We start from the raw sequence: 18,673 nt of genomic DNA on the forward strand, positions 1-18,673 counted from the left end.
CTTTCCGACAGCACCGAGGACCCACGTGACCACACAGCACCCAGCGGAATCCGCCCAGCAACAGCCCACCTCCACCGCCATCCCCCGGGTTGCGCTGGTGGGCGTGCACGGCTTCGGCGAGCGCCACCTCGCCAACCTGGCCCGGCTCGAGGCAGCCGGTGCCCTGCAACTGGTGGCAGTGGCCGATCCCCTTCCGCCGCAGGCCGGCACCCTGGCCGATACGGTTGCCGTCTTCCCCGATCTGGACTCGCTGCTGGCCGCACAGCCGGGTGCCGACGTCGTCATTCTTGCCACCCCCATCCAATCCCACGCGCCGCTGGCCCTCGCCGCGCTGTCCGCCGGGATGGACGTCTATGTGGAAAAGCCACCGGTGGCCTCCCTGGCGCAGTACGATCAGGTCCTTGCCGCCGCACAGGAGAAGGGACGCCTGGTCCAAGTGGGCTTCCAAAGCCTGGGATCCCACGCCCTGCCCGCCATCCGTGAGAAAGTTGCTGCCGGGGAGATCGGCACCGTCCTGGGCATCAGCGCCACAGGCCAGTGGCTGCGGACCAAGGCCTACTTCAAGCGCTCACGCTGGGCAGGAAAGCGCAGCCTGGACGGCACCGACGTGGTGGATGGCGTGGCCACGAATGCGCTGGCCCACGCCGTTGCCACGGGCCTGTCCCTGGCCGGCGCCCACACGCTCTCCGACGTCGCCTCCGTGGAAACCGACCTCTACCGGGCCAACCAGACCGAGAGCGACGACACCTCGGTGCTCCGGATCCGCACCGCCGGCGGGAACACCCTGCTGTGCGCCCTCACATTGTGCGCACCCGAGCAGCTCGATCCCACCGTCACCGTGCATGGAACCCTGGGCGACATCACCCTCTACTACACGCGGGATGAGGTGGTGATCAGCAGCGCCGACGGCGAGCGCCATGAAACGTACGGCCGCACCGACCTGCTGGAGAACCTGCTGGACGCCCGCGCCACCGGGACGCCCCTGCTGTGCGCCCTGCAGGACACCGGCGCCTTCACCGCAGTGCTGGAAGCCATCCGCACCTCCCCCGCGCCGGCTCCGATTGATACTGCATCCATCTCCTGGGAGGGCGACGGCGACGACGCCCACCCCGTGATCCAGGGCATCAGCGACCTGATCGGGCGCGCCATCAAGTCACAGGCAACGTTCGCCGACCTTGGCGTCCCGTGGGCCCGGGCCCTCCCGCCGGTCCGGGCGCTGGCCTTGGATGGCCGGCCGGTGGCGGACTACCAGGACGGCAGCAACATCCGCGCCATATCCTCCCCGCGCCCCTACCTGCACCCTGTCCGGACCCTCGGCGGCACTGTGGTCACGGACCACATGCCGCTGGACCACGTGTGGCATCTGGGTGTTGGGGTGGCACTGCAGGACGTGGACGGCGTCAATTTCTGGGGCGGACGCACCTATACGCCGGAGGCCGGGCAGTACATCTGGCGCCCGGACCACGGCAGCATCACGGCCACCGCTTCACAGCAGACCGACGACAGCGGCGGGCAAAAGGGCAGGCTCCAGGAGACCCTGGAGTGGAACGGCCCCGACGGCTCCCCCGTCCTGGTGGAGGAACGCACGTGGGCGTGGTCCGCCGTCGCGCCTTCCATCTGGCGGTTGTCCGTGGACTTTGCCCTGTCCCCCGCGGGGGACAAGCCCGTCAGCCTAGGCAGCCCGGGCTCCAACGGCCGCTTCGAGGGCGGCTATGGCGGCTTCTTCTGGCGCCTCCCGGCGTGCGGGGAAGCGGCGGTGTGGACGCAGGCCGGCAGCGGCGAGTCAAAGACCCACGGCAGCGTCACGCGCTGGCTCGCTTGGTCCGGAAGGTTCGACGGCGGGCCGGCCACCTTGGTGTTCGTCGCCCCGGAAGGCTGCACGGACCCGTGGTTTGTCCGTGTGGAGGGCTACCCCGGCGTGGGACAGTCGCTCGCCTGGGACAGTCCCGTCTTGGCCCGGCCGGGAAACCCGGTACGGCGGCACATCACCGTTTTCGTGGCCGACGGAATCCTGGCCACCGCCGACGTAGAAGCGCTAATTAACCAACAGGGGGACCCGTCATGACGCAAACAACAACCACAGCCGCTCCCCCGAAGGAGGCACGGCGGCCGCCGGGCTCAAGGACGGACCGCACCATCAAGCGCCGCCGCGTCCTGGACATCCTGGACGCTGCCGGGCGGGACTCCCTGCTCCTGACCTCCAACACTGCCCTGACGTGGTACTTGGACGGCAGCCGCGTGCACATCAGCTTGGCCGGCGACCCCATCGCAGCCCTCCTGGTGGACCGCGACGGCGACCACCTGGTGACCTTCAACAATGAGGCCGGGCGGATCGCGGCCGAAGAGCTTCCAGCCCAAGTCAACCTGCACACCGTGCCCTGGTACGGCAACCTGCACCAGACCGCCGCCGCCCTCGGAAGCAGTTCCCGGCCGCCGCTCGCGGAAGCGGACGTCACAGCGCAACTGCGCGCTGCCCGCCAGCAGCTCCTCCCGGCCGAGAGCGCGCGGTACTCCCAGCTCAGCGCCGAGCTGGCTGCCATGATGACGGACGTTCTTTCCGCAGCGCGCCCGGAGACCACCGAGTTCGAACTCGTCTCGGCGCTGGCCGCCCGCGTGGTGGCGGCCGGCGCGGAGCCGCTGGTACTCCTGTGCAACGGCAGCTCCCGCAGCGATTTCCGGCACCCTTTGGCCACCCACGCCCCGCTGGGCCGTCGTGCCATGGCCGTGGTGTGCGCCCGCCGGGACGGCCTGGTGGCCAACATCACCCGCTGGATCAGGTTCGACGCCGGCACCCCGAAAGAGCGCGACGCCGAGGCCCGTATCGCGGCCGTGGAAGCGGACATCTTCGATGCCACGGTCCCCGGGGCGCGCCTGGACAGAATCTTTGCCGAAATCCAGGCAGCGTACTCCCGGCACGGCTTCGGGACGGACCAGTGGGAGCAGCATCACCAGGGCGGACCGGCCGGATACGCGGGGCGTGATCCCAGGGTGACGTCTGCGGTGACCGACACTGTGGTGCTGGACCAGGCCTTCACCTGGAACCCGTCAGGCCCCGGCGTCAAGATCGAAGACACCGTCCAGCTGACGGAGTCCGGCCTCCGCGTCCTGACGGTGGACCCGCGCTGGCCCATAAGCACCGTCAACGGGCTGGAGCGGCCGGTGACGCTGCAGCTGTAGTAAACGAGTTTCCCGGGCAGCAAAAAACCCCGGAGCCCAAAGGCTCCGGGGTTTTCTTTGTGAGCTACGGAAGCTGCAGTTCCCCGTCCACCCGGCGCGGGATGCGCAGCGGGTTGTCCTCGCGCAGTGCCGGGTGCAGCACGCTTTCCGGGGCGTCCTGGTAGGCCACGGGGCGCTGGAACCTGCGGACCGCCGTCGCACCCACCGAGGTGAACAGCGACGTGGTGGCGGGGTAGGGGCCGCCGTGCTGCTGGGCCCAGTTCACGGCCACGCCCGTGGGCCAGCCTTCGAACAGGACGCGTCCGGCCAGCCCGGAGAGCTGCTCCACCAGGGCCTCGATATCCTCACCCTGCTCGCTGTGGAGCGTTGCCGTGAGGCTTCCCGGGACCTTGGCCAGGACGGCAGCCAGCTCCTCCCGGTCCTTGTACTCGATGAGGATGGTGGTGGGTCCGAAGCATTCCTCCAGCAGCTGCTCCGGGTTTTCCAGGACGTTGGCGGCACTGGTGCAAAAGACCACCGGAGCGGCGCCGTTGGCCACGGCGTCCTGGTCCACGCTGCCGCCCACCACGTCCACGCCGTCAACGGAAGCGAAACTGCGGAGCCCGTCCGGGTAGGCCTCGGCGATGCGGCTGGTCAGCATGCCCAGGGCCGGCTTGTCCTTGCTCCCTTCTGCCACCTCCGAGGCGAAGTCGGTTCCCGCGGGGATGACCACCAGGCCCGGCTTGGTGCAGAACTGCCCGGCGCCCAGGGTGAAGGACCCGGCAAGTCCGGCGGCGAGTTCCGCTGAGCGTGCCTGCAGCGCTTCCGCTGTGATGACCACGGGGTTGAGGCTGCCCAGTTCCCCGTAGAACGGGATGGGGTCGGGGCGGGAGGTGGCAAGGTCGAACAGGGCACGGCCGCCGGGGATGGACCCGGTGAACCCCACGGCCTTGACGGCAGGATCCTGGACCAGGGCTGTTCCCACTTCGCGGCCGTGGACCAGGGCGAACAGGCCCTCCGGTGCCCCGGCGCGGCGAAGCGCCTCCGCCACGATTTCCGCCGTCCGTTCGGAGAGCCGCAGGTGGCCGGAGTGTGCCTTGACGATCACTGAACAGCCGACGGCGAGCGCCGAGGCAGTGTCTCCGCCGGCCACCGAGAAGGCGAACGGGAAGTTGGACGCCGAGAAAACCGCGACCGGACCGATGGGCTTGAGGATCCGGCGGAGGTCCGGCCGGGGCGGGGTGGCGACCGGGTCCGCGTGGTCGATGATGGCTTCCAGGTAGGAGCCTTCGGTGATCACGCGGGCAAACAGGCGCAGCTGGCCGGTGGTGCGGGCCACCTCGCCCGTCAGGCGGGTGGCCCCCAGGCTGGTTTCGGCGTCCGCGATGTCTACCAGCTCGGCGGCGTTGGCGTCCAGGGCGTCTGCCACCGCGTTCAACCAGCTGGCGCGTTCGGCGTCGGAGGCAGCCGCGGCGATTTTTGCTGCGGCCGTGGCGGCGGCAGTGAGTTCGGTGAGGGAAAGCGTTGCAGTTGTCACGTCAGGAACCTGTTCATCCAATAGAGGTCGTCTGGAAATTCATCATTGCAGCCTGTCCTTGAAGCGGAAACCCAGCCCGGCATGGTCCGCGAGCGTCACCCGGCTGTTCCTGAACCGCACCGGCGATGGTTCGTCGAGGATGCCCAGCTGTTCGAAGGACGCATCTTCGACGTCCTCCACCAGGGTGGGCTCCGCCATGGTGAGGGCCAGCTGTCCGGACAGTTCCGGCAGCAGGTGCGGCATCACCTTGATGCTGTGGGTCCGTGCCAGCTCCACGATCCGCCGGAACGGGGTGATCCCGCCTACCCGGATGATGTTGGGCTGGATGATGTCCACCGCTTCCGCCTCAATGAAATCGCGGAACCGGTAGATGGTGTGCAGGTTTTCGCCGAGGGCGATGGGTACCGGTGAATGTTTCCGCAGCCGCCGGTAGGCCCAGAGGTCGTCCGCGCGGATGGGCTCCTCCAGCCACTCCAGCCCGAATTCGGCCAGGACATCCAGGGCGCGCAAGGTGGTGGGCAGGTCCCACCGTTGGTTGGCATCGATCATGAGCCTGCGCTCCGGGCCCAGGACGGAGCGCACTGCGGCAAGGCGTTCGACGTCCTCGCGGATGTCCGGTTTGCCTACCTTGATCTTGACCGCCTGGTGGCCCGCGGCGACCCAGCGTTCGGCCTGCGCCACCAGCTCGTCCAGGGTGTAGTGCAGGTTCACCCCGGAGCCGTAGACCTCGGCGGAGTCCTGGCGCTGGCCCAGCAAACCGGTGACCGATGTTCCGGCACGGCGCGCCTGCAGGTCCCACAGCGCGAGGTCCACCCCGGCCATGGCAATGGTGGTGAGCCCGCCGCCACCGGCTTCGTGCAGGCGCTTCCACACCGCGTCCCACACGGCCTCGGGCGAGGCCGGCAGGCCGGTGATGAAAGGTGCGATGTCGTAATCAAGCAGCGCCTTGACTGCCTGGGGACCGATGGTGGGTGTCCAGGAAAAGCCAAAGCCCGTGCCGCCGTCGTCCGTGGAAAGCTCGGTGGCGATCACGTGGTTCTCCGGCGCCTCCGTACCCCAGTGCCGCCGCAGCGGAACGGTGAGGAGCCGCGTGGCCAGCCCGGTGATGCGGGGAACGGTGCGGACGGATTCGGCCGTAGGCGCCGTCATCAGCTGCCGGCCAGCTCGTGGCCCTTGGCCAGGATGGCCTTGAGCTCCACCAGCTGTTCCTCCGTGGGGTCCACCAGCGGCGGGCGCACCGAACCGACGGGCAGCCCGGCCAACCGCAGTCCCGCCTTGATTAGGGAAACGCCGAACCCCGGGGTCTGGTCGCGCAGGCGGACCAGGGGTGCGTAGAAACCCTCGAGCAGGGCGCTGCGCCGGTCCTCGTCGCCTGAAACGTAGGCATCGTAGTAGGCCTTGGCGATCTCCGGGGCCATGGCGAAGGCTGCGGAGGAGTAGAGCGGGATGCCCAGGCCGCGGTAGGCGCCCTGGGTCAGTTCGGCGGTGAGCAGGCCATTGAAGAAGGCGAAGTCTGTCCGGCCGGTGGCGCGGACGGCGGTCACGATCTCCTGGGCCAGGCCCACGTCGCCCAGGCCGTCCTTGAAGCCGATGATCTTTGGATTGGCGGCAAGTTCGGCCATGGACGCGGCGGTGAACTTCGCGTTGCCGCGGTGGTACACGATGACCGGCAGGCTGCTGGCGTTGGCCACAGCCTCAATGTAGGCCACCAGGCCGTCCGTCGGGCCCGTGACCAGGTAGGGCGGGAGGACCAGGAGGGCGTCTGCGCCCGCCTCCTCAGCGGCACGGGCGGCAGCGAGCGCGTGGCCCAAGGGCCCGCCCGCACCGGCCACCACGGGAACCTTGCCCGCGACGACTTCGACGGCGGCCGCCACCACGGTGCGGACCTCGTCAATGCTCAAGGCGTGGAATTCACCTGTGCCGCAGGCGGGAAACACGCCGCCGGGCCCAAAAGGCAGCCGGGAGCCGATGTGCTCCTTGAGCAGCTCCACGTCAACGGCACCTTCGGCCGTGAACGGGGTGACGGGGAAGAAGAGAACGCCGTCGAATTTCATGATGTCTCCTTGGCTCCGCCGCCGGCAGTGACCAGCGTGGAGGCCTCGTCGTTGAGGGTGGGTTTGAGTTCGGTGCGCCACGTGCGCTTGGGTTGCCAGCCGAGCAGTTCCTGGGCTTTGGCGATGGAGAATGCGGGGCTGGTGCCGGTGAGGCCGGCGCTGAGTGCTTCGCTTCCGGGCAGGAATTTCGGCATCAGTTCCGCAAGGGGTGCAGTGGCAAGTGCGTCCGCCGCGCCCACGAAAAAGGTTTCCCCGTTGGGGATGTCTTCCATCTTCTGAAGCAGCAGGTCCAGGAAGTCCGCCACGTCCCGCGCATCCACGTAGTTGAACAGGGCCGGGGCGGAGAGTGCAGGGTCCGCCAGGCGCTCGGCGAGGGTGTGGCCCTGCTGCGTGGGGGCGCCTTCCCATTCCTCGGGCGAGATCACGAAGCACGGCCGGAAGGCCGCATACCGGATTCTCTCCCCCTGCGCTGCGGCAAACATCTGTACGGTCTGTTCGGCGATGAGCTTGGACAGGGCGTAGGCGTTCCAGGGCTTGGCCGGGGTGCGTTCGTCCAGCGGGAACGACGGCGGCAGCCATCCTGCAGGGCATCCGTAACCGAGCACGGTGGGGCTGCTGGCCGTGACGATCTTGGGGACCCCCACCTCCGTCGCCGCGCTGATCACCGCGAAGGCGAGCCGGGTGTTCGTGCCGAAGATGATGTCCTCCGGTGCGCTGAACGGAACGGCGATCGCTGCAAGGTGGATGACGGCGTCGGGCTTTGCTGCCCCGATCAGGCGCAACGCCTCACCTGGGGCCAGCAGGTCGGCGGTTTCCTGGACGACGCCGGCCGGCAGCAGTTCAGCGGGCACGGCGTCGCGGTCCACCGAGACTACCTCGTGGCCGGCCTGGGCGAGCCCTGCCACAACGCTGCGGCCCAGGCGGCCCGAGCCGCCGGTGACAAATATCCTGCTCATGGCCTTTTCCTACTTGCCGCGGCGAAGGTCGACGCCGAGGTCCAGGTCCTCGACGCGCACGGGCAGGGATGTTTCGAGGGAGCGGTTGCCGGCGATGCCCACGGACACCGAACGCAGTCCGTCCAGGTAGCCGGAAGGTCGGCCCAGCGGATCCTCGCCCGGTCCGTTGAACAGGTCGGACAGCAGCAGCTCGTCACCGCCGCCATGGCCGCCCTCACCATTGATGATGGGCACCTCGTAGGCAGCCTCCCAGTGGCGCTGCACCACCAGGCGCTCGCCGTTGCGGCGTACGGCGTCCTCTTCCTCGACCGGTGTGGCGCTGGGGTCCACCACCGTCTTCTGGTCCGTGCTGTGCAGGACGGCGGCGCGTTCCACCACTTCGAGCTCGGCCCGGCCCTCGGTGCCGTTGACCGCCACCCGGTACCCCTCCCAAGGGCTGTGCGCGTTCAGGGAGTAGCTCAGGCGCGGGCCGCCCTGGTACTCCACCACCAGGGCCAGGTTGTCCTCGATGGTGATGCCGCTGGTGAAGACGTCCTGGTCGCGGCGGTAGCCGTCGTAGTGTTCGTTGTCCAGGAAGAGGGCCTTGAGCCGCTCATCTTCCCTGAGGTCCAGTGCGAAGGGATCCTTGTCGCCTGCGGGGGCATCGGCGTCGGGCGTTCCGCGCTCGGGGCGTGGGCCCAGCCCGCGCTCGGCGGCGTTCTTGTCGCCGTAGAACTTGAGGCCGCCGGAGGCGAAGATCCGCTCCGGGACATCATCGATCCACCAGTTCACCAGGTCGAAGTGGTGGGATGCCTTGTGGATGAGCAGGCCGCCGGAGTTCTTCTTCTCCCGGTGCCAGCGGCGGAAATAGTCGGCGCCGTGGACCGTGTCCAAGACCCAGCTGAAGTCGACGGAGGTGACCTTGCCGATCACTCCGCTCTGGATGATTTCCTTCAGGGCGCTGTTGCGCGGCGAGTAGCGGTAGTTGAAGGTGACCACCACGTTCCGGCCGGTCTCGTGGACGGCCTGGACGATGCGGCGGCAGCTTTCGGCGTCGATGGTCAGGGGCTTTTCAACCACCACGTCAGCCCCGGCGCGCAGGCCCTCCACGATGTAGTCGGCGTGGGTGTAGTCCGGCGTGGTGACAATGATGCGGTCGATGTTGTTGGCCTGGATGAAGGCGGTGAGGTCGCCGGGCTCGAAGGCGGCCACCGGGCCCGGGGCGCCGAGTTCCTGGATGAGCTTCTGGTAGAACTCCACCCGCCCGGGGTTCACGTCGGAGAATGCCACCAGTTCGGCGGTGTCCGCATGCTTGCCGAAAATGGCGCGGATGTACATCTCGGATCGCCCGCCGGTGCCGATCAGGGCAATGCGGGCCTTCCGGCCGTCCCCGGCGGTGGTGGCGGTTCCGGCGGCGGTGCCGGGCCGGGAGGCAGCTGCGGCCGAAGTGGTCTCGGCGGTGTTGACCATGATGGGTCCCTTTCGAAAAGCTCAATACCCGGCCGTGGGAGCGGCCGTTGACGTTCGGCGTGGTGCCCGCGGCACCAAATGAGAAAGCGTTTTCTCACATCGCTATAGCAGTTGTATCAATCCGTCAGCGGGTACGTCAACCACTTTGGGCATTGGAAGAAAGCGCTTTCTAGCCAACAGCTTCGGGTCGCTCCGCGAAGGGTCGGGAAAACAGCGGGAAAAGAAAGAAATCGCTTTCCCAAAGCCGTATATGCTGTCCTTCAAAGCACCTGCCTTCCGGCCTGCGCCCTCCAGGTCACTGACTGTTCCGGAGGACGCGGCCGGGCGGCGTAAAAGAAGGGGTCCCCCATGGCCAGGAAATCGGCAAGCGGCCGGATCGGCATCGCGGATGTCGCCGTGAAGGCGGGAGTTTCCCATGCCACCGTCTCCCGCGTCATGAACGGGAACTTCACCGTGGATCCGGACATTGCCGCCAGGGTCCGTGCCGCCGCCGCGGAACTGAAGTACCAGCCCAACCCGGTGGGACGCAGCCTGGCGCTCGGCAAGACGGACACCATCGGCATCGTGGTGCCGGACCTGGCCAACCCCACCTTCCAGGAGATCCTCCGCGGCCTCAGCCGGGCGGCAGCCCAGGACGGCTACCGCGTCCTTATCGCCGACTCGTTCGAAGTCTCCAGCGAAGAGTCCATCCTGGCCGGCGAAGCCCGCCGGCGGTGTGACGGGCTGGTCCTGTGCGCCCCGCGCATGTCGGATGCGGAACTGGAAGAGATTGCCCCCTCCCTGCACCCACTGGTGTTGATCAACCGCACCACGGCCACCCCTGGCGTGCCCAGCCTGGTGGTGGACTACGGCCAGGGCGTGCAGGACATCGCCGGGCACCTGGTGGAACTGGGCCACACCCGCCTGGCGTTCCTCGCAGGGCCGCCCCGCAGTGCCTCCAACGAGATGCGGCTCAGGGGCCTGGAAACCTTCAAGGCCGCCCACCCGGAGGTTGAAGTGACCATGCTGGAGGGCGGCTCGGACTTCGACACCGGCCATGAAGCGGTGGACGCCGTCCTGGCCAGCGGAGCCACCGGCATCCTGGCCTTCAACGACCTGGTGGCGATGGGCTTGATGAGCGGCCTGCACGAGCGGGGCCTGGACGTCCCCGGCGACATCTCCGTGACCGGCTTCGACGACATCCCCTTCGCCAGGTATACGACGCCGGCGCTCACCACCGGCGCCGTCCCCATCAGCGAACTGGGCGAGCAGGCATGGCACCAACTGAGGGCGCTGATCCGCCAGGAAGGCGACGGAACCTCCGGCAGCCGCTACCAGCCCCGCCTGGAAGTCAGGGCCAGCACGGGACCGGCCAAGGCACCGCGCAGCACGGTCCACGGCTGACCCAGGACGACAGCCTGCCGCAGTCCGGCCGGGCCGCACGGCCGCTGCTGCCGCCACCCGAAGCTACCCAACCCCACAGGAGGAGCCATGACGCACACCATCCAGCCCAACAATCCGGAGGCCACCCCGGCGCCGGACGCCACGGACATCCCCGCAGCGCCGGCACCTGCCAAGGCTCCGTCGTCGTCCGCCCTGCCCCCAGCCCTGAAACGGCGGGTCCCCAAGTACTCCGACCTGGCCCCGCTGATGCAGTTCAAGAAGCCGGAGTTCAGCAAGGAGGCCCGGCTGAAGCGGGCCAGCACCATCTGGGAGCTCCGCGACATCGCCAAGCGCCGCACGCCCAAGGCGCCCTTCGACTACACGGACGGGGCAGCCGAAGCGGAAATCACCCTCCGCCGCGCCCGGCAGGCGTTCCTGGACATCGAGTTCCGGCCGGGCATCCTGCGGAACGTATCCAGCATCGACCTCAGCACCAACATCCTGGGCAAGCCTTCACGCCTGCCCGTGGGCATCGCTCCCACCGGTTTCACCCGGATGATGCAGTCCGAGGGTGAATATGCCGGCTCCCAGGCGGCGGAGGCCGCAGGTATCCCCTACACCCTCTCCACCATGGGCACCGCCTCCCTGGAGGACGTCGCCGAGGCGGCCCCCAACGGCCGCAACTGGTTCCAGCTGTACCTGTGGACGGACCGGGACCGCTCGCTGGAGCTCATCGAGCGCGCCGCCAAGGCCGGCAACGACACCCTCATGGTCACCGTGGACACCGCCGTGGCCGGCGCCCGCCTCCGCGACGTCCGCAACGGCATGACCATCCCGCCGGCCCTGACCCTCAAGACCGTCCTGGACGCGTCCTACCGGCCGGCCTGGTGGTTCAACTTCCTCACCCACGAGCCGCTCACCTTCGCCTCGCTGTCACGCTATACGGGCACCGTGGCGGACCTGATCAATTCCATGTTCGATCCCACGCTCACGTTCGAGGACCTGGACTGGCTGCGCGAAACGTGGAAGGGCAACCTGGTGGTCAAGGGCATCCAGACCGTGGAGGACGCCCGCCGCGTTGTGGACCACGGCGCCGACGGGGTGATCCTCTCCAACCACGGCGGCCGCCAGCTGGACCGCGCGCCCATCCCGTTCCACCTGCTGCCCGAGGTCAAGCAGGCCTTCGCCAGTGACAACAGCGATGCCGCCATCATCCTGGACACCGGCATCATGAGCGGCGCGGACATTGTGGCCGCGCTGGCCCTGGGCGCCGATTTCACTCTGATCGGCCGCGCGTACCTTTACGGCCTGATGGCGGGCGGCCGGGCCGGTGTGGACCGCACCCTGCAGATCCTCGAAAAGGACATGGTCCGCACCATGGCCCTGCTGGGCGTCAGCCGGGTTTCCGACCTCACCCCGGACCACGTGCGGCTGTTGGGACAGTAGCTCCTTACTTCTTACGCCCAAACTTGGGCAGGTTGGGAAGATTCGCCAGCAGGTCGGCCGCCTTGGTGGCGGCGCGGCCAACGGTGCGTCCGATTTGCTGCGGAACGCTGTCGTCGCTCAGCGGCGCGGTGGTGCCGCCGGGAATCACGACGGCGGGGCTCAGCTCGGCGCCTTCCCGCACCAGGACAGGGGCCGGGGCTTCCTCCCCGGCCGGCTGCGCGGTTTCCAGGGGCCTTGGGGCAGGCGGCAGCGACGCCGCCACAGCGGCGACGCCCTCCCTCAGGTGGGCGGGGACTGTCTGGTCCTGGCCGGCTGGTGCGGCGGCGGCTGTGGTGCGGGTGCCGACGTCGAACGTTTCCAGCCAGGTGGCGATGCCCTCCAGCGGACCCCGGTTCAAGGCGTAGTACCGCTTCTGGCCCTGCGCGCGCATGCTGACCAGCTGCGCTTCACGGAGGACTTTCAGGTGCTTGGAAATGGTGGGCTGGCTGGCCGCCAGTTCCTCCACCAGTTCCCCCACGGCTTTGTCTCCTGCACGGAGGGCCACCAGGATGTCCCGCCGCGTGGATTCCGCAATGACGGCAAATACGTCGTCTGTCACCATGCCTCCCACCCTAACGACATATACGCCGAAAGGCATCACTATTTCGGCTGCCGCTGGTGGAGCCGGCTAGTCGAACCAGGGATCCAGGCCGTGCAGCGGGAACACCGCCTTGCGGGTGGCCATGACCGTGCGGTCCACCGCGTCATTCGGGTCGAAGCCCACCTCCCAGGAACGCCACCACAGCTCCACGTCATCCCCCATGAGGGCGGGCGCTTCCCTGCCGAACTTCTCCGCCACGTACTGCCGCCAGACCTGTGGCACGGGCGTCCGCAGTGGCACGGGCCGCCCCGCGGCGATGGCCACCAGGTGGCTCCAGGCCCGCGGCACCACGTCCAGCACGTTGTACCCGCCGCCGCCGGTGGCGATCCAGCGGCCGCCGCAGTACCGCTCGGCCAGATGCCCGACGGCGTTCGCTGCCTCGCGCTGTCCGTCCACACTCAGGTTGAGGTGCGTGAGGGGGTCGCTGCGGTGGGAGTCGCAGCCGTGCTGGCTCACGATCACGTCCGGTTCGAAGGCGCCCACCAACTGCGGCACCACGGCGTAGAAGGCGCGCAGCCATCCGGCGTCGGAGGTACCGGCCGGCAGCGCGACATTCACCGCCGTCCCCTCGGCTGCCGGGCCGCCGATTTCGTTGGCGAACCCTGTTCCGGGAAAGAGCGTGAGGCCGGTCTCGTGCAGCGAAACGGTAAGGACCCGGGGGTCGTCCCAGAAAATGTTCTGGGTGCCGTCGCCGTGGTGCGCGTCCACATCAACGTACGCCACTTTGCGTACGCCGCCGTCGAGCAGCTTCTGCACGGCAATGGCGGCGTCGTTGTAGATGCAGAACCCGCTGGCCCGCTCCCGGGCGGCATGGTGCATGCCGCCGCCGAAGTTCACGGCATGTACGGCAGAACCTTCCAGCACCCGCTGCGCTGCGAGCAGGGACCCTCCGGCAAGGCGCGCCGCGGCTTCATGCATGCCGGCAAAGGCCGGATCGTCTTCGGTTCCCAGCCCGCGGGACTCGTCCGGCCGGGACGGGTCCGCGCTGACCCGGCGGACTGCCGCCACATAGTCGGATGAATGGACGGACTCCAGTTCCGCGTCAGATGCCACCTCAGGTGCCGCCACGTCAACATGCTCCAGGTCGAAGATACCGAGGCTCCGGGCCAGGCGGGCCGTCAGCTCCATTCGCTCCGGCGCCATGGGGTGGCCCGGGCCGAAGTTGTAGGCTGTCATGTCAGGACTCCACGCCACCACCGTTGGCGGCGCGGGTTGGCTGAGGCCGGGCAGGTATGTCATCAATCACAGGCTACCCGAGCCCAGCCTGCCGTCCGCCCGGCCAGGACGCCGGCTTTAGTGGTTTACTACTGAAGGAAGCCGTTTCAACCGAGGAAAAGCCACACATGACGCAGAGCCAGTCAAGGCCCCGGACCCCGGCCATCTGGCACCCCCCGGCACAGGAGCGGGAGGGCCTCTGGATCCTGACGCGGCTGCGCGACTTCATTGACGACATCGCCAACACCACCCCGGCACGGCTGGCGCTGACGGCCTTCGCCGCCGTATGCCTCGTATTCACCTTCCTGCTGTCCCTGCCGGTGTCTTCGGCCAACGGAACGCCCACCCCCCTCGACGAGGCCCTGTTCACCGCAGTCTCGGCTGTGTGCGTCACAGGCCTCACGGTGGTGTCGACGGCGGTCCACTGGTCCTTCTTCGGGCAGCTGGTGATCCTGGTGGGCATCTTCATCGGCGGCCTGGGAACCTTGACGCTGGCGTCCTTGCTGGCCCTGATGGTGAGCAAGCGGCTGGGTGTGCGCGGCAAGATCATTGCCGCCGAGTCCATGAACAACGCCGGGCGCCTGGGCGAGGTGGGTACCCTGCTCCGGATCGTCATCACCACCTCCGTGGTGATCGAGGGCATCCTGGCGCTGGCGCTGATCCCGCGGTTCCTCACCCTGGGCGAGCCCTTCTGGCAGTCCGTCTGGCACGGCATCTTCTATTCCATTTCGTCGTTCAACAACGCCGGATTTACCCCGCACTCGGACGGCATCGTGCCCTATGAGACGGACCTGTGGATCCTCATCCCCCTCATGGTGGGGGTCTTCCTGGGCAGCCTGGGGTTCCCCGTAGTGATGGTCCTGCAGCAGAACGGCCTGAACTGGAAGAAGTGGAACCTCCACACCAAGCTCACCATCCAGGTGTCCCTGATCCTCCTGGTGGCTGGGGCATTCCTCTGGGCACTGATGGAGTGGGACAACGTCCGGACCATCGGTTCCATGGGCGTGGGCGACAAGATCACGCACGCGCTGTTCGCCTCCGTGATGATGCGCTCCGGGGGGTTCAACCTGGTGGACCAGAACCAGATGGACTCCACCACCATGCTGCTGACCGACGCCCTGATGTTCGCCGGCGGCGGTTCGGCGTCGACGGCCGGCGGCATCAAGGTGACCACCATCGCGGTGATGTTCCTGGCCATCATCGCCGAGGCCCGGGGCGATGCCGACGTCAAGGTGTACGGCCGGACCATCCCGCAGGGCAGCATGCGCGTGGCCATCTCCGTGATCGTTGCCGGCGCCACCCTGGTGTCCGTGTCCGCGTTCCTGCTGCTGCACATCAGCGGCCAGTCGCTGGACCGCGTATTGTTCGAAACCATCTCGGCGTTCGCCACGGTGGGACTCAGCACCAACCTGAGCGCCGAGGTGCCGCCCGCCGGGGTCTACGTCCTCACGGTGCTGATGTTCGCAGGCCGTGTGGGCACCGTAACACTCGCCGCCGCGCTGGCCCTGCGCCAGCGCAGCCAGTTGTACCACTACCCCGAAGAGAGGCCGATCATTGGCTAGTTCCACAGACGCCCCCCGGCGCCCCGCCCACAACTCCCCGGTCCTGGTGATCGGGCTGGGCCGCTTCGGATCATCCACCGCAGAGCAACTGGTCAAGCAGGGCCGGGAAGTGCTGGCCATCGAGCGGGACCGGAACCTGGTGCAGAAGTGGGCACCCCTCCTGACCCACGTGGTGGAGGCCGACGCCACCAATATCGATGCGCTGCGCCAGCTCGGCGCCCAGGAGTTCAGTTCCGCCGTCGTCGGCGTGGGCACCTCCATCGAGTCCTCGGTGCTGATCACCGTCAACCTGGTGGACCTGGGCATCGAGCACCTCTGGGTCAAGGCCATCACGCCCTCGCATGGCAAGATCCTGACCCGGATCGGCGCCAACCACGTCATCTACCCGGAGGCTGACGCCGGTGTGCGCGCCGCACACCTGGTGTCCGGCCGGATGCTGGACTTCATCGAGTTCGACGACGACTTCGCCATCGTCAAAATGTACCCGCCGCGCGAAACCGTGGGTTTCACCCTGGACGAGTCAAAGGTCCGGTCCAAGTACGGCGTCACCATTGTGGGTGTGAAGTCCCCGGGTGAGGACTTCACCTATGCGCGGCCCGAGACCAAGGTGTCCTCGCGGGACATGCTGATCGTTTCCGGCCACGTGGACCTGCTGGAGAGGTTCGCAGCGCGCCCCTAGCCGAGCTGCTTGGTGATTTCGGCTGCGCGGTCGGCGGCCGCCCTGGCGCCGGCGGCGATGATGGCCGGGATGCCCTGTTCGTCGAAGGTGGCAATGGCGCGTTCCGTGGTGCCGTTGGGGCTGGTGACTGCCTTGCGCAACGCTGCGGGGTTTGCCCCGGGCTCGGCCAGCATGAGGCCTGCCCCAGCCACCGTTTCGCGCGCAAGCAGCAGGGACAGTTCACGGTCCAGGCCCAGCTTTTCGCCCGCGTTGGCCATGGCTTCTGCAAGGTAGAAGGCGTAGGCCGGCCCGGATCCGCTGATGGCAGAGAGCGCATCCACCTGCTCCTCAGGGACCTCAACGACGGTCCCGGCACCCTTCAGGATGTCCTTGACCAACTGAAGCTGCTCGGGGGTGCAGTGCGTTCCCGGCGACACGGAGACGACGCCGCGGCCCAGCTTTGCCGGGGTGTTGGGCATGGTCCGGATCACCGGCTGCCCGGCCGGCAATGCGGCCTCAAGCTGGGCGATCGACACGGCCGCGGCCACGCTGACCACCACGGTGTCCGGTGACAGGGCGGGGCTGATCTCCCGGGCCAGGTCCGCGGTGCCCACCGGCTTGACGCCAAGGATGACGACGGCGGATCCCTTGGCGGCCTGCCTGTTGTTGTCGGGCTCTTCCTCGCCCGCGATGGCAGTGATGCCGTGGTACCGTTCGGCCAGTTCCGAGGCGCGCTCAGCGCGGCGGACGGTGGCCACCACATCCCCGGGGTCCGTTCCTGCCTTCAGCAGGCCGCCAAGAATGGCTTCGTTCATGGATCCACAGCCAAGGAATGCGATTCGGTTGCTCATGCCTCCATCATTGCAGGAGGCAGGCATTCACAGGCAACTCCCATCTTCACCGCAGGCAGCACACAACTTACGGTCCTAACGTAGTTATTACCTCATTGAGGGTGCGAGTGATGCGGCAGGCATGGGGATGCCTGCCAGGGCACCGGCGGCGTGGCAACAGGTTTTCCCCCATTTTCCTGTTGCCCGCCCCGGTGCTTCCGCTTTTAACCGCGGGCTTTCAACAGCCAGGGCTTCGCCGGGGAGTACGACGGCGGGAGGCAGCAAGGCGCCCGCCGCTTAGACGGGTGCGTCCACCGATTGCGCGGCGGCCACGTGGGGCGCCGGCTGGAGCGGGCCGGAAAACACCAGCTGGTCCAGGCGCCGCAGGATGAGCCCTTCACGCAGGGCCCACGGGCAGATGCGCAGCTTCTTGAACTTGAACATCTCCAGGGCGGCCTCAGCCACCAAAGCGCCGGCAAGCAGCTGGTGGGCCCGTGCCTCGGACACGCCGGGAAGATGCAGCCTGTCTTCCGAGCTCATGGCCGAGATCCGCTGGGTCCAGATGCCCAGGTCCGAGGCGTGCAGTTCGCGTTTGACGTAGGGGCCTTCAGCGCTGGGGGCGGCACCGGCGATCCGGGCCAGGGAACGGAAGGTCTTGGACGTACCGGCCACCACGTTTGCCCGGCCCAGGCCGTCGAACTCGCGGACCGCTGGCTTGAGCGTGGCCCTGATATAGCGGCGGAGTTCCTTGACGCTCTTTGCCGACGGCGGGTCGCCGGCAAGCCAGTCCCTGGTGAGCCTGCTGGCGCCCAGCGGCACGGAGGTGGCCACCTCGGGCAATTCGTCCTGGCCGAAGGCCATTTCGAAGGAACCGCCGCCGATGTCCAGGTTCAGGATGGGGCCGGCACCCCACCCGTGCCAGCGCCGGACGGCGAAGAACGTCATGGACGCTTCCTCGCTGCCCGTGAGCTCCTGCAGGGTCACCGTGGTTTCGTGCTTGACCCGGGCCAGGACCTCGGGGCCGTTGGTGGCCTCGCGGATGGCCGACGTACAGAACGCCAGCAGGTCCTCGGCCTTGTGCCGGGCAGCGAATTCCCAGGCTTCCAGGACGAATTCGGTCAGCTCGTGCTGGCCTTCGTCGCTGATGCTGCCGTCCGGTTCGAGGTACTGGACCAGGGACAGCGGCCGCTTGTGCGATGCGAACGGGACCGGCTGCGCGCCGGGGTGGGCATCCACCAGGAGCAGGTGGACAGTATTGGAACCAATATCGAGGACGCCTAGACGCATGGGGACATTATTGCTCGTCAGCGCGCTTGAAGTCGCGCCGGATGTTGGCCACGCCCTCGGGGTTGATCTCAAAGCCGTAGGCGGCTCCGGGGTTGATCACCATGCCCAGCTCATCGCCGAGGTTGGCGATGATGGCTGCCCCCTGCGTGCCCAGCACGTTCGGGGCCGCTTCCAGGTACTGCTGGTCCACCCTGCTGGGGTGCGAAAAAACGGCGAGGACGGGGTCGCCATCGGCGTTGGCCAGGACCAGCGGCTCCACCTGGGAGTCCACGCCTTCCACCGTGTCCGAGCTGATGATGTAGACCTCGCTGTTGAGGAACGACAGGATGACGTCCACGGGGTTCGCGTCAGGCTGCCCGCCAGTGGAGAGCTTCTCCTCAAGGTCGTTGAGCGGATTGGTGTCGTCGATTCCCTGCTGTTCAGTCATACAACTAGCCGATCACGTTGTGCCCTGCACCGCAAACAGAGTCGCTGTCTTGACGCGAAATCGCCGGAAGAATGCGGTCTCGCCGGTTCTTTCC

16 protein-coding genes are annotated in these 18,673 nt (G+C 67.9%); 6 read left to right on the forward strand and 10 right to left on the reverse strand.

Annotated elements, in window-relative coordinates; genetic code table 11:
* Positions 1-25 precede the first annotated feature (25 nt).
* Both LFT49_RS17300 and LFT49_RS17305 read left to right on the forward strand, forming a co-directional pair.
* A complete protein-coding gene (locus LFT49_RS17300; protein ID WP_237428907.1) occupies positions 26-2,065 on the forward strand; it encodes a DUF6807 family protein in 2,040 nt (679 codons plus the stop codon).
* A complete protein-coding gene (locus tag LFT49_RS17305; protein WP_237428908.1) occupies positions 2,062-3,177 on the forward strand; it encodes a M24 family metallopeptidase in 1,116 nt (371 codons plus the stop codon). Before LFT49_RS17300 ends, LFT49_RS17305 begins: the two co-directional genes overlap by 4 nt.
* A 64-nt stretch (positions 3,178-3,241) precedes the next feature.
* On the opposite strand, the gene LFT49_RS17310 is transcribed toward LFT49_RS17305, so the two are convergent.
* The 5 genes from LFT49_RS17310 to LFT49_RS17330 are packed head-to-tail and all read right to left on the reverse strand — an operon-like array spanning position 3,242 to position 9,152.
* Positions 3,242-4,693, reverse strand: a complete 1,452-nt coding sequence (locus LFT49_RS17310; protein ID WP_237428909.1) for an aldehyde dehydrogenase (NADP(+)) — start codon at positions 4,691-4,693, stop codon at positions 3,242-3,244.
* 42 nt (positions 4,694-4,735) lie between these two features.
* Positions 4,736-5,842, reverse strand: coding sequence for a mandelate racemase/muconate lactonizing enzyme family protein (locus tag LFT49_RS17315; protein WP_237428910.1), 1,107 nt, complete (start codon positions 5,840-5,842; stop codon positions 4,736-4,738).
* Positions 5,842-6,747, reverse strand: a complete 906-nt coding sequence (locus tag LFT49_RS17320) for a 5-dehydro-4-deoxyglucarate dehydratase (protein ID WP_237428911.1) — start codon at positions 6,745-6,747, stop codon at positions 5,842-5,844. The genes LFT49_RS17315 and LFT49_RS17320 overlap by 1 nt, the downstream gene beginning before the upstream one ends.
* Positions 6,744-7,703: an NAD-dependent epimerase/dehydratase family protein gene (locus LFT49_RS17325; RefSeq protein WP_237428912.1), complete on the reverse strand. Its 960-nt coding sequence runs from the start codon at positions 7,701-7,703 to the stop codon at positions 6,744-6,746. The genes LFT49_RS17320 and LFT49_RS17325 overlap by 4 nt, the downstream gene beginning before the upstream one ends.
* Positions 7,704-7,712: 9 nt before the next feature.
* Positions 7,713-9,152 carry a Gfo/Idh/MocA family protein gene (locus LFT49_RS17330; RefSeq protein WP_142132685.1) on the reverse strand — a complete coding sequence of 480 codons (1,440 nt, stop codon included), beginning with the start codon at positions 9,150-9,152 and terminating at the stop codon, positions 7,713-7,715.
* Between the two features lie 348 nt (positions 9,153-9,500).
* Between LFT49_RS17330 and LFT49_RS17335 the strand changes: the two genes are divergently transcribed.
* Positions 9,501-10,535, forward strand: a complete 1,035-nt coding sequence (locus LFT49_RS17335) for a LacI family DNA-binding transcriptional regulator (RefSeq protein ID WP_142132684.1) — start codon at positions 9,501-9,503, stop codon at positions 10,533-10,535.
* Positions 10,536-10,622: 87 nt separating this feature from the next.
* Entirely contained in the window at positions 10,623-11,960 is a 1,338-nt protein-coding gene (locus LFT49_RS17340) for an alpha-hydroxy acid oxidase (RefSeq protein WP_142132683.1), read from the forward strand.
* Positions 11,961-11,964: 4 nt separating this feature from the next.
* Here the strand turns inward: LFT49_RS17340 and LFT49_RS17345 are convergent, their stop codons facing one another.
* Positions 11,965-12,561, reverse strand: coding sequence for an ArsR/SmtB family transcription factor (locus LFT49_RS17345; RefSeq protein WP_236799563.1), 597 nt, complete (start codon positions 12,559-12,561; stop codon positions 11,965-11,967).
* Between the two features lie 66 nt (positions 12,562-12,627).
* Positions 12,628-13,839 (reverse strand): acetoin utilization protein AcuC, encoded by a 1,212-nt coding sequence (locus LFT49_RS17350; protein WP_142132681.1) that lies wholly within the window; start codon positions 13,837-13,839, stop codon positions 12,628-12,630.
* 104 nt (positions 13,840-13,943) lie between these two features.
* On the opposite strand from LFT49_RS17350, the gene LFT49_RS17355 reads away from it, so the two are divergent.
* Positions 13,944-15,377, forward strand: coding sequence for a TrkH family potassium uptake protein (locus tag LFT49_RS17355; RefSeq protein ID WP_142132680.1), 1,434 nt, complete (start codon positions 13,944-13,946; stop codon positions 15,375-15,377).
* Positions 15,370-16,056, forward strand: coding sequence for a potassium channel family protein (locus tag LFT49_RS17360; RefSeq protein ID WP_142132679.1), 687 nt, complete (start codon positions 15,370-15,372; stop codon positions 16,054-16,056). Before LFT49_RS17355 ends, LFT49_RS17360 begins: the two co-directional genes overlap by 8 nt.
* Here LFT49_RS17360 and proC read toward each other — a convergent pair.
* From proC to LFT49_RS17375, 3 genes are all read right to left on the reverse strand, one after another.
* Entirely contained in the window at positions 16,053-16,886 is an 834-nt protein-coding gene (gene proC / locus LFT49_RS17365) for a pyrroline-5-carboxylate reductase (protein ID WP_237428913.1), read from the reverse strand. The genes LFT49_RS17360 and proC overlap by 4 nt on opposite strands.
* A gap of 276 nt (positions 16,887-17,162) precedes the next feature.
* Positions 17,163-18,152, reverse strand: coding sequence for a Ppx/GppA phosphatase family protein (locus tag LFT49_RS17370; RefSeq protein ID WP_236799566.1), 990 nt, complete (start codon positions 18,150-18,152; stop codon positions 17,163-17,165).
* 7 nt (positions 18,153-18,159) lie between these two features.
* Positions 18,160-18,579, reverse strand: coding sequence for an SseB family protein (locus LFT49_RS17375; RefSeq protein ID WP_236799567.1), 420 nt, complete (start codon positions 18,577-18,579; stop codon positions 18,160-18,162).
* Between the last annotated feature and the right edge of the window lie 94 nt (positions 18,580-18,673).

It is taken from the genome of Arthrobacter sp. FW306-06-A, from assembly GCF_021870055.1.
In the GTDB taxonomy this organism is placed as follows: Bacteria; Actinomycetota; Actinomycetes; order Actinomycetales; family Micrococcaceae; genus Arthrobacter.